The sequence below is a fragment of the Streptomyces achromogenes genome (assembly GCF_030816715.1).
Lineage (GTDB): Bacteria > Actinomycetota > Actinomycetes > Streptomycetales > Streptomycetaceae > Streptomyces > Streptomyces achromogenes_A.
The window spans coordinates 2,854,748-2,867,435 of the sequence record NZ_JAUSYH010000001.1; the positions used below are offsets into that span (position 1 = coordinate 2,854,748).

The 12,688-nt window shown below is 69.4% G+C and carries 10 protein-coding genes and 1 pseudogene; 5 read left to right on the forward strand and 6 right to left on the reverse strand.

Annotation, left to right across the window (positions count from 1 at the left end; all coding sequences use genetic code 11):
* Nucleotides 1–100 precede the first annotated feature (100 nt).
* Nucleotides 101–523 (forward strand): ATP-binding protein, encoded by a 423-nt coding sequence (locus QF032_RS12930; RefSeq protein WP_307042480.1) that lies wholly within the window; start codon nt 101–103, stop codon nt 521–523.
* A 95-nt stretch (nt 524–618) separates the two neighbouring features.
* Here QF032_RS12930 and yjfF read toward each other — a convergent pair whose 3' ends face one another.
* From yjfF to QF032_RS12960, 6 genes and pseudogenes are all read right to left on the reverse strand, one after another.
* Nucleotides 619–1,641 carry a galactofuranose ABC transporter, permease protein YjfF gene (gene yjfF, locus QF032_RS12935; protein ID WP_306952707.1) on the reverse strand — a complete coding sequence of 341 codons (1,023 nt, stop codon included), beginning with the start codon at nt 1,639–1,641 and terminating at the stop codon, nt 619–621.
* Nucleotides 1,641–2,762, reverse strand: coding sequence for an ABC transporter permease (locus QF032_RS12940; RefSeq protein ID WP_307042482.1), 1,122 nt, complete (start codon nt 2,760–2,762; stop codon nt 1,641–1,643). Before QF032_RS12940 ends, yjfF begins: the two co-directional genes overlap by 1 nt.
* A complete protein-coding gene (locus QF032_RS12945) occupies nt 2,759–4,291 on the reverse strand; it encodes a sugar ABC transporter ATP-binding protein (RefSeq protein WP_306952704.1) in 1,533 nt (510 codons plus the stop codon). Before QF032_RS12945 ends, QF032_RS12940 begins: the two co-directional genes overlap by 4 nt.
* Before the next feature lie 94 nt (nt 4,292–4,385).
* A complete protein-coding gene (locus QF032_RS12950) occupies nt 4,386–5,390 on the reverse strand; it encodes an ABC transporter substrate-binding protein (protein ID WP_307042484.1) in 1,005 nt (334 codons plus the stop codon).
* A gap of 133 nt (nt 5,391–5,523) precedes the next feature.
* Nucleotides 5,524–6,571: pseudogene (locus QF032_RS12955) on the reverse strand (LacI family DNA-binding transcriptional regulator).
* A gap of 509 nt (nt 6,572–7,080) precedes the next feature.
* On the reverse strand, nt 7,081–7,914 hold the full coding sequence (locus QF032_RS12960) for an SCO2400 family protein (protein WP_307042487.1): 834 nt from the start codon (nt 7,912–7,914) through the stop codon (nt 7,081–7,083).
* A gap of 257 nt (nt 7,915–8,171) precedes the next feature.
* Here QF032_RS12960 and QF032_RS12965 point away from each other — a divergent pair, with 257 nt between their 5' ends.
* The 4 genes from QF032_RS12965 to chvE all read left to right on the forward strand — a co-directional run bounded on the left by QF032_RS12965 (nt 8,172) and on the right by chvE (nt 12,674).
* Nucleotides 8,172–9,332 (forward strand): mandelate racemase/muconate lactonizing enzyme family protein, encoded by a 1,161-nt coding sequence (locus QF032_RS12965; protein ID WP_307042489.1) that lies wholly within the window; start codon nt 8,172–8,174, stop codon nt 9,330–9,332.
* Nucleotides 9,329–10,333 (forward strand): zinc-dependent alcohol dehydrogenase, encoded by a 1,005-nt coding sequence (locus QF032_RS12970; RefSeq protein WP_307056045.1) that lies wholly within the window; start codon nt 9,329–9,331, stop codon nt 10,331–10,333. Before QF032_RS12965 ends, QF032_RS12970 begins: the two co-directional genes overlap by 4 nt.
* A gap of 121 nt (nt 10,334–10,454) precedes the next feature.
* Nucleotides 10,455–11,426 carry a hypothetical protein gene (locus QF032_RS12975; RefSeq protein WP_307042492.1) on the forward strand — a complete coding sequence of 324 codons (972 nt, stop codon included), beginning with the start codon at nt 10,455–10,457 and terminating at the stop codon, nt 11,424–11,426.
* Nucleotides 11,427–11,567: 141 nt separating this feature from the next.
* Nucleotides 11,568–12,674, forward strand: coding sequence for a multiple monosaccharide ABC transporter substrate-binding protein (gene chvE / locus QF032_RS12980; RefSeq protein WP_306952693.1), 1,107 nt, complete (start codon nt 11,568–11,570; stop codon nt 12,672–12,674).
* The last annotated feature ends 14 nt before the right edge of the window (nt 12,675–12,688 follow it).

Below are 12,688 nucleotides of genomic sequence, written 5' to 3' on the forward strand. Positions count from 1 at the left end.
CCTCAGCCACCCTCAGCCACCCCTGACGACCTTGTCGCCTTTCGCGAACAACAGTAAGGTCACGCCGCAGGACGCCCCCCTGAACCATGGAGGTGCCCCCGTGCCCCTGTCCCGGCACCAGTCACGGCAACGTCGTTTCCCCCGCACGCGCGACTCCGTGCGGGCCGCACGCGCCTTCGTGCGTCAGGCCCTCACGGACTGGGGCTGCGTCGACCGGCTGGACGACATCACGCTGTGCGCGTCGGAGCTCGCCACGAACGCCCTGCTGCACGGCGCGCCCCCGGGCAGGCAGTACTGCGTGACGTTGACCCTCGACGGCCCGGTGCTGCGGCTCGCGGTACGCGACACCGGCGACCGGCCCGCGACCGCGGCCCCGCCCACCGACGACGCCTGCTCGGGCCGGGGCCTGTACCTGGCCCGGGAGCTGTCGGACGACCTGGGCGTCACCGAGCACGCCGTCGGCAAGACGGTGTGGGTCGTCTTCAAGACGGACGGCGCCGCCCGCCTGTCGCCGGACGGGTGACGCCGAAAGCGGCCCCGAGCGGCCGGTACAGCTCGCTCGGGACCGCTCGGGACCGCTTCAGGCAGTGCGGGACCGCTGGGGGACCGCTCCTCGGCTCAGGTCTTCTTACGGGTCGTCATGAAGCGCTGGACCAGGATGAAGGCGCACAGCAGCACACCGGTGGCGATCTTCGTCCACCAGGAGCTCAGCGTGCCCTCGAACTGGATGATGCTCTTGATGAGACCGAGCACCAGCACGCCGAACAGGGTGCCCACCACATAGCCGGAGCCGCCGGTCAGCAGCGTGCCGCCGATGACGACCGCGGCGATCGCGTCGAGCTCCATGCCGGTCGCGTGCAGCGGGTCGCCGGACTGGATGTAGAGGGTGAAGAGGAGACCGGCGAGCGCCGAGCAGAACCCGCTCACCGTGTACACGGCGATCTTGGTGCCGCCCTGCGGGAGGCCCATCAGCATGGCCGACTGCTCGTTGCCGCCGATCGCGTACACCCGCCGCCCGAAGCGCGTGTAGTGCAGGACGTAGAACGCCACGGCGAGGACCACCAGCGAGACGATCGCGCCGATCGACACGAAGCCCACGCCCAGCGACACCTGCGCCTGGGCCATGCTGCTCACCGAGGCGTCACCGATCGAGATCGACTCCTTGCTGATGACCAGGCACAGACCGCGGAAGAGGAAGAGGCCGGCGAGGGTCACGATGAAGGGCTGGATCTCGAAGTTGTGGATCACATAGCCCATCAGGAACCCGCCGAAGGCCCCCACCGCCAGCGCCATCGGGATCACGATCACGATCGGCAGCCCCTGGCGCTCGACCAGCCAGGCAGTGAACATCGTCGTGAAGCCGATCATCGACCCGACGGAGAGGTCGATTCCGCCGGACAGGATGACGAAGGTGACACCCACCGCGGCGACCAGCAGATAGCCGTTGTCGATGAACAGGTTCAGGAAGACCTGCGGTTCGGCGAACCCGTAGAACTGGTAGCGGCCGAGGCCCACCCCGTACATCACGAGGAAGAGCAGGGCCGTCACGCCGACGGGCAGCCGCCGGTCACCGAGCAGCCGCGCGGCCTTGGACGGGATACGGCTTTCGGAGGCCGTGGGGCTCTGGGTGGTCGCGCTCATCACGACACCTCCATCTTGGGAGCGGCCTCGGTCGGCGCGGCGGTGTCCGCCGGGGTCGCGGCCGTCTTGGCGCCGGCCTGCGCGCGGAACCGGGCGGCGAACTTCGCGCCGAAGACCTTGTCGCGGAACTTCGGGGACTGCAGCAGGCAGACGACGATGACGACGGCCGCCTTGAAGACCAGGTTGGTCTGGGTCGGCACGCCGATGGTGTAGATCGTGGTGGTCAGCGTCTGGATGACGAGGGCGCCGACCACCGTGCCGCCGATGGAGAACCGGCCGCCCAGCAGCGAGGTGCCGCCGATCACCACGGCGAGGATCGCGTCGAGTTCGATCCACAGGCCGGCGTTGTTGCCGTCGGCGGCCGAGGTGTTGGAGCTGATCATCAAGCCGGCGATGCCCGCGCAGAGCGCGCAGAACATGTAGACCAGGATCTTGATGCGACGGGACCGGATGCCGACCAGGCGGCTCGCCTCGGCGTTGCCGCCGACCGCCTCCACCAGCAGGCCGAGCGCCGTGCGGCGGGTCAGCGCGCCGGTGACGGCCACGACCGCGGCCACCACGAAGATGGAGAACGGCAGCGTCAGCCAGTAGCCGCCGCCGATCAGCTTGTACGGCTCGCTGTTGATGGTGATGATCTGGCCGTCGGTGATCAGCTGGGCGACACCGCGGCCGGCGACCATGATGATCAGGGTGGCGATGATCGGCTGAATGCCCATCCGGGCGACGAGGAAGCCGTTCCACAGACCGCAGACGACCGCGGCCAGCAGACCGAGGCCCATGGCGAGCAGCACTCCGGACAGCGCGCCCTGGTCCTTCTGGTCGCTGATGTAGGAGCAGGCCAGTGCTCCGGTGATGGCGACCACGGCGCCGACGGAGAGGTCGATGCCGCCGGTGGCGATGACCACCGTCATGCCGACCGCCACCAGGATGAGCGGCGACCCGAACAGCACGATCGACACGAGGCTGCCGTAGAGGTGGCCGTCCGCCATCTTGATCGAGAAGAAGTCGGGCGTAAACGGGACGTTGACGAGCAGCAGGAGCACGAGCACCGCCACCGGCCAGAACAGATGGTGCCGGGTCAGCGCCCGCCACCGGGAAGAGGTGGTCGAAGACGTGGTCACTGGTGCTCTCCGCTCGCGATGGTCTCCAGGATCCGGCTCGTGGTGATCTCCGGCCCGTTGGCGATCTGCGCCACCAGCCGGCGGTCGCGCAGCACTCCGATGGTGTGACTGAGCCGGAGTACCTCCTCCAGCTCGGCCGCGATGTACAGCACGGACATCCCGTCCTCGGAGAGGGAGACGACGAGCTTCTGGATCTCCGCCTTCGCGCCGATGTCGATGCCGCGCGTCGGCTCATCCAGGATCAGCAGCTTCGGCTGGGTGATCAGCCAGCGGGCCAGCAGCACCTTCTGCTGGTTGCCGCCGCTGAGCTGGCCCACCCTGGCCTCGGGGTTGGCGGGGCGGATGTCCAGGGCCTTGATGTACTTGGCGACCAGTTCGTCGCGCTGGGCGGCCGGGATGGGCCGGGTCCAGCCGCGTGAGGCCTGCAGCGCCAGGATGATGTTCTCCCGCACCGTGAGATCGGGCACCAGGCCCTCGCTCTTGCGGTTCTCGGAGCAGAACGCGACGCCCGCGCCGATCGCGTCGTTGGGGGCGCTCATCGAGACCTGCTTGCCGTCGATGGACACCGTGCCGGTGTCCGGCTGGTCGGCGCCGAAGAGCAGCCGGGCGAGTTCGGTGCGTCCCGAACCGAGCAGGCCGGCGAGCCCGATCACCTCGCCCTTCTTGATCTCCAGGTCGAACGGCGCGATACGGCCGGTCTTGCCGAGGCCCTCCGCCTGCACCAGGGCCTCGCCCGCTTCGGCGCGCTGCTGCTGCTCCTGGAGCTCGTCGAGCTGGCCCATGGCCTTGCCGAGCATGAGCTGGACGAGGCCGACCTGGTCGAGGTCGCTCACCATGTGCTCGCCGACCAGGGTGCCGTTGCGCAGCACCGTCATCCGGTCGCAGATCTCGTAGATCTGGTCGAGGAAGTGCGACACGAACAGGATCGCCACGCCCTCGTCCTTCAACCGGCGCATCAGCGCGAACAGTTGCAGGACCTCGTCGCGGTCGAGGCTGGAGGTCGGCTCGTCGAGGATGAGCACCTTGGTGCCCGGTCCGTCGCCGCCGCCGGTGTTCAACGACCGGACGATCGCGACCAGTTGCTGCACGGCCAGCGGGTACGACGACAGCGGGGCGGAGACGTCGATGTCCAGTCCCAGCCGGTCCACCAGCTCCGCGGCCTCCCGGCGCAGCCGCTTCCACTGGATGCGGCCCATGCGGGTGGGTTCACGGCCGATGAAGATGTTCTCCGCCACCGACAGGTTGGGGCAGAGGTTGACCTCCTGGTAGACCGTGCTGATGCCGGCCTGCTGGGCCTGCAGCGGGCTGGCGATGCGCACGGACGCGCCGTCCAGCGTGATCGTGCCGCCGTCCAGGGAGTAGACCCCGGTCAGCACCTTGATCAGGGTGGACTTCCCTGCCCCGTTCTCGCCCATGAGGGCGTGTATCTCGCCGGGGAAGAGCCGGAAGTCGACGCCCGACAGAGCCCGTACCCCCGGGAACTCCTTGACTATGCCCGCCATCTCCAGGACGGGCCGCGGCTCTGCCATGGCAGCGCTCCTCTTCATTGGTTCAGGCCCGCAGGGAGCCCCGGGACCGATGGCGCTCGGTCGGCCGGAGGCTCCCTGCCGGTGGGTGCGTCGGTCAGTACTTGCGGCTCGGGAGCGCGGCCTTGGCCTGGTCCTGCATGAAGTCGCCCTCCTTGGTCTTGATCCAGCGCTCGACCGTCTCGCCGTTCTTGACCTTCTTCACGACGTCCATCAGCTGGGGGCCGAGGAGCGGGTTGCACTCGACGATGGCGTTGATCTTGCCCTCGGACATGGCCACGAAGCCGTCCTTCACGCCGTCGATCGAGACGATCAGGATGTCCTTGCCGGGCTTCTTGCCGGCCGCCTCGATGGACTGGATGGCGCCGATGGCCATGTCGTCGTTGTGCGCGAACAGGACGTTGATGTCCGGGTTGGACTGCAGGAAGGCCGCCATGACCTGCTTGCCGCCGGCGCGGGTGAAGTCACCGGTCTGGCTGACGACGACCTTCCAGTCGTCCTTGTGCTCGGCGTCCATGACCTCCTTGAAGCCCTTGGCGCGCTCGATGGCCGGGGCGGCGCCGGTGGTGCCCTCCAGCTGGGCGATCTTCACCGGGGCCTTGAGGCCGGCCTTGGCGATGACCTTCTCGAGGATCTTGGCGGCGCGGCGGCCCTCGTCGGTGAAGTCGGAGCCGACGAGCGTGACGAACAGGGAGTCGTCGGAGGTCTCCACGGAGCGGTCGGTGAGGACCACCGGGATCTTCGCGGCCTTGGCCTCCTTGAGAACCGCGTCCCAGCCGGTGACGACCACCGGCGAGAAGGCGATGACGTCGACCTTCTGGGTGATGTAGCTGCGGATCGCGGAGATCTGGTTCTCCTGCTTCTGCTGCGCGTCGGAGAACTGCAGCTTGTAGCCGGCCTCCTTGGCGGCCGACTTCACCGAGTCCGTGTTGGCGCTGCGCCAGCCGCTTTCCGAGCCGACCTGGGAGAAGCCCAGCGTGATCGTCTTGCTGCCGCCGGAGGAGGAGTCGGAGGAGCTGTCGTCCTTCTTGGCACAGGCGGTCAGACCGCCCGCCGCCGCCACGCCGACCGCAACGGTGAGGAAGTTCCTTCTGCTGAGCATGTTCTTCTCCTTTGAAGAGCCGGTCCGGGGACGGACCTGCTGGTACTTGAGGGGACCGGCTGCAGTGCGTCCAGCCTGTCGATCATTGTTCGGAATGTCGGCCATACGGCTGTGCTTGTCGGCCGACGGTAGGTCAGCGGGGTACGCCCTCCGGTTGAGCGGCCTGAGGGAACGTACTCGCGCGGACCACGAGTTGGGGTTCGATCGCGATGCGGGGCGCGGCGGCGGGCGGCCGCCCCTCGATCAGCTCCAGGAGCAGTGCGATGCCGCGCCTGCCCACCGCCGCGAAGTCCTGCCGGACGGTGGTCAGAGGAGGTGCGAAGTACTCCGACTCCGGGATGTCGTCGAAGCCGACCACCGCCAGCGTCCTGGGGCGTGCGGACCCCCGCTTCCCGCAGGGCCCGCAACACCCCCAGCGCCATCTGGTCGTTGGCGGCGAAGACCGCGGTCAGCCCGCGGCCCACCCAGCCGGCCAGTTCCTGGCCCGCACGGTAGCCCGACAGCGGACTCCAGTCGCCGCACAGCGTCATGGGCGGTTCCACGCCCGCCTCCTCGAGGGTCGCCCGCCAGCCGGCGGCCCGGTCGGCCGCCTCCTGCCACTCCTCGGGCCCGGCGAGATGCCAGACGCTGCGGTGGCCGGCGGCCAGCAGATGACCCGTCGCCAGCCGCGCCCCCAGGTGCTGGTCGACGCTGACGCTCGGGATCTCCACCCCCGATCCGCCTCCCACGACCACCACGGGGAACGGGTGGCGCAGTTCGGCCAGCGCGTCCACCGCGGACCGCTGCGGGGCGATGGCGACCACGCCTTCGACCCCGCCCTCGCTGAGGTGGTCCATGGCCTCGGAGAGCGTCTCCATGGTCAGTTTGCGCAGGCTGACCGTCGAGACGAGGTACCCCTCGGAACGTGCCGCCTCCTCGAGCGCGAACAGCGTGCTGGCCGGCCCGTAGAGGGTGGTGTCGGAGGCGACCACGCCCAGTGTCCGGGTGCGCCGGGTCGCCAGGGCCCGGGCGGAGAAGTTGCGGCGATAGCCCATCTCCTCGATCGCCCGGAGCACCCTGGCCCGTGTCTCCTCCCGCACGTTGGGGTGATCCCCCAGCACACGGGACACGGTCTGGTGGGACACGCCGGCCTGGCGTGCCACGTCGGCCATGGTGGGGGGCCGAAGCCCGGTGTGTGCCACGTGCGCCCCTCCTTGGCTCTCGTTCGTGGGTACGACCTGCGATGCGTTGCGGACTGTTGCGCTCCGCGGATGTCACTCCGGCTTCCCGGAGGGCCCGGCGGAAGCGACGGAAATGACGAGTCGGGACGCTGAGCGCACGACGCTCGACCTCCCTGCCGACGCTGGGCGCTGACTGGTGAACGCGGAGGTCATTGTGAGCGCTAACAATTCATGGCGGTCAAGAGGGTTGCGACCAATGGTCGTCACGGTTCCATAACGCGATTTGGCCGAATTGTGCATCGCACCAGGTCACAGCCTTGCGGGCGGGTCCGGGCGGTGATGCCGGGCGGAGGCCCGAAGAGGGTCCGCGCGGCCGGCGCGGACCTCGGCGGGGCCGCACGGGACGCCATTCGCCCCACGGGGGACGTCCCGCACGTAGCCCTGGACGGGATGTCCAAACAGGCCGGCGAACCGCACAACTGCGCACAGAATCAACCATCGAGGGGCCGCCGGAACGCTCGGCCGGAGCCTCAGGAGCACCACCACAGGAACCGGGTACAGGTCTCCGAGGGCGAGGGCTTGGGGGCCGGGGCCGGGGCCGACGCGCCGGAGGTCGGGGTGGAGCCCGAGTCGTCGTCCGAGGGCGCCTTCGACCCGGAGGAGCCGGGGCGGGCGCCCGACTGGGCTTCCTTGTCCGGGCCCGGCGTGGCGGTCGGGCCCGTCGGGGACGGGGAGGCCGACGCGGAGGCGGAGGAGGACGACGAGGCCGAGGGATCCGGGGACGGCGAGGCCTTTCCCGTGTCCGTCCGGTCGCCCAGGGGCCGCCCGGTCGCGCTCGGCTCCACCGCCGACCCGTCGACCTCGGCCGACTCCCCGCCGGCCGCCGCCGGGTTGGCCGGCGAGGAGAAGCCCGGAGCGTCCACGCCCAGCTCGGCCAGGCTCAGGCCGCCCGCCGCCAGCACGAAACCGACGCCGATCAGCACCACGCGCCTGCGGCGCCGGCGGTGGGCGGAGGCCTTGCGGTCGCGACGGCTCGCGTCCGGTGCGGCAGGCGCGCCACCCGGCCCCCGCCGGCCGCCCCGGCCCTGTTCCCGGCGGCGCGCGGCCCGCCCCTGCGCCTCGTCGCCGAAGTCGCCGGGCTCGTCGTGATCGCCGGGCTCGTCGTGAGCGGTGCGGTCGTCCGGCGAGTCCGTGGGCCACGCGTCGCCGTACGGCCCGGGCTCGTAGGGGAGCGGCTCCGGCTCGTACTGCTCCGGCTGGTGCGCGTCGTACGGATACGCGCGTAGCTGGTCGGCAGGTGCGCCGCACCCCGGGCAGGCGAGGGCGCCATTGAGGTGCCGTCGGCACGGGTGGCAGTAGTCCATGACGCGGAGAGACTAAGTTCCCGGAAGTGACCGTTCCCGAGCACACGTGTGAAAGTTGTGTGGGAAACAGGCCATACGACGCGTCAAGTAGAGTGACCTACCCCACATGAACTCGGTTCACCGTCCGAAACCGTCATCGAAACTATCGAAAGCGTACGTGGCCACCCCATTGACACCCCGCTCACGCGGTCCCTACTGTCTGGTCAGCATTTCGAACGCGTGACGAAATCTCGAACAGCTTCGAAGGGTTAACTTCCGTGCGCATCACCGGAATCAGCACGCATGTGGTCGGGACGCCGTGGCGCAACCTGACCTACGTCCTGGTGCACACCGACGAGGGCCTCACGGGCGTCGGCGAGACCCGCATGCTGGGCCACACCGACGCGCTGATCGGCTATCTGAAGGAGGCCGAGGCCAACCACATTCTCGGCTCCGACCCGTTCGCTGTCGAGGATCTCGCGCGCCGCATGAAGTACGGCGACTACGGGCGGGCCGGCGAGATCGTGATGTCGGGCATCGCCGTCGTCGAGATGGCCTGCTGGGACATCAAGGGCAAGGCGCTCGGCGTGCCGGTCTGGCAGCTCCTCGGCGGGAAGGTCACCGACAAGGTCAAGGCCTACGCCAACGGCTGGTACACCACCGAGCGGACCCCGGAGGCCTACCACAAGGCCGCCAGGGGCGTCATGGAGCGCGGCTACCGGGCGCTCAAGATCGACCCCTTCGGCACCGGGCACTTCGAGCTGGACCACCAGCAGAGCCTCTACGCCGTCTCGCTGATCGAGGCCGTGCGCGACGCCATCGGGCCGGACGCCGAGCTGATGCTGGAGATGCACGGCCGCTTCTCCCCCGCCACCGCCGTACGGCTGGCCAAGGAGCTCGCGCCCTTCAAGCCCGCGTGGCTGGAGGAGCCCTGCCCGCCGGAGAACCTGAAGGCCCTGGAGAAGATCGCCGCCAAGGTCGACATCCCGGTCGCCACCGGCGAGCGCATCCACGACCGCATCGAGTTCCGCGAGCTGTTCGAGAGCCAGGCCGTCGACATCATCCAGCCGGACGTCGGTCACATCGGCGGCATCTGGGAGACCCGCAAGCTCGCCGCCACCGCCGAGGCGCACTACGTGCTCGTCGCCCCGCACAACGTCGGCGGGCCGGTCCTCACCGCCGCCTCCCTGCAGGTCGGGTTCACCACCCCGAACTTCAAGATCCTCGAGCACTTCAACGACTTCGCCGACGCGGAGATCAAGAAGGTCGTCAAGGGCGCGCCCGAAGTGATCGACGGCTACTTCCACCTCTCCGACGAGCCCGGCCTCGGCGTCGAGCTGGACGTGGAGGCGGCCGCCGAGTTCCCGCAGCAGCAGGCGCGCTTCGACCTCTGGGCCGAGGGCTGGGAACAGCGCAAGCCGAAGGCCGCCGAGCAGTGAGCACCGCCGTCGTGGTCGAGGCGCCGGGCGAGCATCGCATCGTCCCGCACTCACCGCGGCAGCCGGAACCCGGGGAGGCGCTGGTCCGCGTCCACGCGACCGGCATCTGCGGCAGCGACCGCGAGGTGTACCACGGCAACCGGCCAGAGGGGTACGTGCGCTACCCGGTGACCCCCGGCCACGAGTGGTCCGGGACGGTCGAGGCGGTCGGCGCCGGCGTCCCCCCCTCGCTCCTCGACCGCAAGGTGGTGGGCGAGGGCTTTCGCAACTGCCAGGTCTGCGACCGCTGCCACACGGGCGCGACGACGCTGTGCACGGAGGGCTACGAGGAGACCGGTTTCACCCAGCCGGGGGCGATGGCCGCCACCCTCACGCTCCCGGCCCGGCTGCTGCACGCCCTTCCGGACGACGCCGACCTCACCGCGGCGGCCCTGCTGGAACCGGCGGCCTGCGTCGCGGCCGCCGCGATCAAGGCGCACGCCCTGCCGGGCGAGCGGGTGGCCGTCGTCGGCACCGGGACGCTGGGCATGTTCGCCGTGCAGTTCCTCAAGGCGGGCTCGCCCGCCGAACTGCTGGTCGTGGGCACGCGCGGCGACCGGGAGACGCTCTCCCGGCAGTTCGGCGCCACCGACTTCCGTACCTGTGACCAGGAGCTCCCGGACGACATCGACGTCGTCATCGAGACCGCCGGGTCCACGACCGCCGCACGGACCGCCGCCTCGCTCCTTCGGCGCGGCGGCCGGCTGGTCCTGACGGGGATCCCGGCGCCCGGAGCGGCCGGGCTGGACCCGACGGACCTCGTCGTGCGGCAACTGGAGGTGCACACCGTCTTCGGGGCTCCACCGGACGCCTGGGCCTACACGGTCCGGGTGTTCGGGGCCGCTCTGCTCGATCCGCTGCCGCTCATCACGCACGAGCTGCCGTTGACCGCGTTCGCCGATGCCATCGAGCTGGTCGGCTCCGGTGATCCGAAGGTGGGCAAGGTGCTGCTCAGGCCGTAGGCCCCCGCCAAGCCGTACGCCGGCTCGGGGCGTCCTGACGCGCCCCGGGCCGGTGTACACCCAGCCCCGTACGACCTGAGCCGCGAACCTTGACCGATATATCGAACACGAAGGACGGCATGTGACCACCGACGCTTCCACCACGGCAGCTCGCCGACCTGGTGAGCAGGCGCTCGCCACGCTCGGCCTGGGCGCGCCCGCTCTCGATCCCGCCGACGCCTCACCCCACGGGTTCCCGGGCGGCGGCCGCTGGCGCACCGAGGTCCCTTCGTGCGAGGGCCCCGAAGCGCTGGCCGTCATCCTGAAAGAGGCCTCACGCCTCGACGTGCCGATCCACCGGATCAGCCAGGGCAGCGGTGTGTGGATGCTGACCGACTCCGAGATCACCGACATGGTGGACTCCACCGCCGAGCGTGACATCGAGCTGTGTCTGTTCACCGGCCCCCGCGGCACCTGGGACATCGGCGGCTCGACGCGTACCGACTCCCGGGGCGGCGGGCTGCGGGCCCGCGGCCACGACGCCGTCGCCGGGTGCGTCGAGGACGCCCTGCGCGCGACGGAGCTGGGCGTCAAGTGTCTGCTCGTCGCCGACGAGGGCGTGCTGTGGACGCTGCACCGCGCCCGCACGGCGGGCGTCATCCCGGCCGACACGACGCTGAAGGTGTCGGCGCTCATCGGCCCCGTCAACCCGGCCGCGTACGCGGTGTACGAGCGTCTGGGCGCCGACTCCGTCAACGTGCCCAGCGACCTGACGCTGGATCATCTCACGGAGATCCGGCGGGTGTCGGCCGCCCCCATGGACATGTACATCGAGGCCCCCGACGATCTCGGCGGGTACATTCGGATGTACGAGGTCGCCGAGCTGATCCGGCGCGGCGCACCGCTCTACCTGAAGTTCGGCCTGTCCAAAGCGCCGGGCATCTACCCGTACGGCCATCACATGCGCGACGTGGCGCTCGCCACAGCCCGGGAACGGGTGCGTCGTGGCCGTCTGGCCCTCGACCTGCTCGCCCGTCACCGGGCGGACGGTGACATGGCCCCTCTAGGCTCGCGACTGCCCGGTGAACTGAACAGGTTCGACGCCGGGTCATAACGTTCCGGAAACCTTGCTTCACACAAGCCGACACAGGCGCGCAGAATCCCACACATCGCTTCTCGGTCTTTCCGGCGTCGCTCCGGAAGCGTACTTCGCAGCGCGAGACCGATCCCTGCACACACATCAAGGATGTTGATCATGCGTAACCGCAGAGCCGCCCTCGCCGCCATAGCCGGAGCCGCCTCCCTCGCCCTCACCCTGTCCGCCTGCGGACAGTCCGGTGAGGGCGGCAGTGAGGAGAAGGCCGGCGACGCCAAGGGCGGCACCATCGGCATCGCGATGCCGACCAAGTCCTCCGAGCGCTGGATCACCGACGGCGCCAACGTCGAGAAGGACCTCAAGGCCAAGGGCTACAAGACCAAGCTGGTCTTCGGCGAGGACGACCCCGACCAGCAGGTCTCGCAGATCGAGAACCTGATCACCCAGGGCGTCAAGGCGCTGATCATCGCGGCGATCGACAACAAGTCGCTGAACAACGTCCTCCAGCAGGCCGCCGACGCCAAGATCCCGGTCATCTCCTACGACCGCCTGATCCTCGGCTCGAAGAACGTCGACTACTACGCGTCCTTCGACAACGAGAAGGTCGGCAAGCTCCAGGCCACCTACCTCGTGGACAAGCTGGGCGTGGCGTCCGGCAAGGGCCCCTTCAACATCGAGCTCTTCGCCGGCTCCAACGACGACAACAACACCAAGTACTTCTTCAACGGTGCGATGAGCGTGCTCAAGCCGTACATCGACAGCAAGAAGCTCGTCGTCAAGTCCGGCCAGACCGCCATGACGCAGGTCACCACCCTGCGCTGGGACGGCGCCACCGCCCAGAAGCGCATGGAGGACATCCTCACCTCGTCGTACAAGAGCGGCAAGGTCGACGCCGTGCTCTCGCCCTACGACGGCATCTCCATCGGCATCATCGCCGCGCTGAAGTCGGACGGCTACGGCACCGCCGCCAAGCCGCTGCCGGTCATCAGCGGTCAGGACGCCGAGCTGGCCTCCGTGAAGTCGATCATCGCCGGCCAGCAGTCGATGACCGTCTACAAGGACCTCCGCAAGCTCGCCCAGGTCGCCACGGACATGGTCGACGCCACCCTGAACGGCAAGAAGCCCGAGATCAACGACACCAAGTCGTACGACAACGGCACCAAGGTCGTCCCCGCCTACCTGCTGCAGCCGGTGAGCGTCGACAAGACGAACTACCAGAAGGAGCTCGTCGACGGCGGCTACTACACCGCTGACCAGCTCAAGTAAGCGTCGAACCTTAC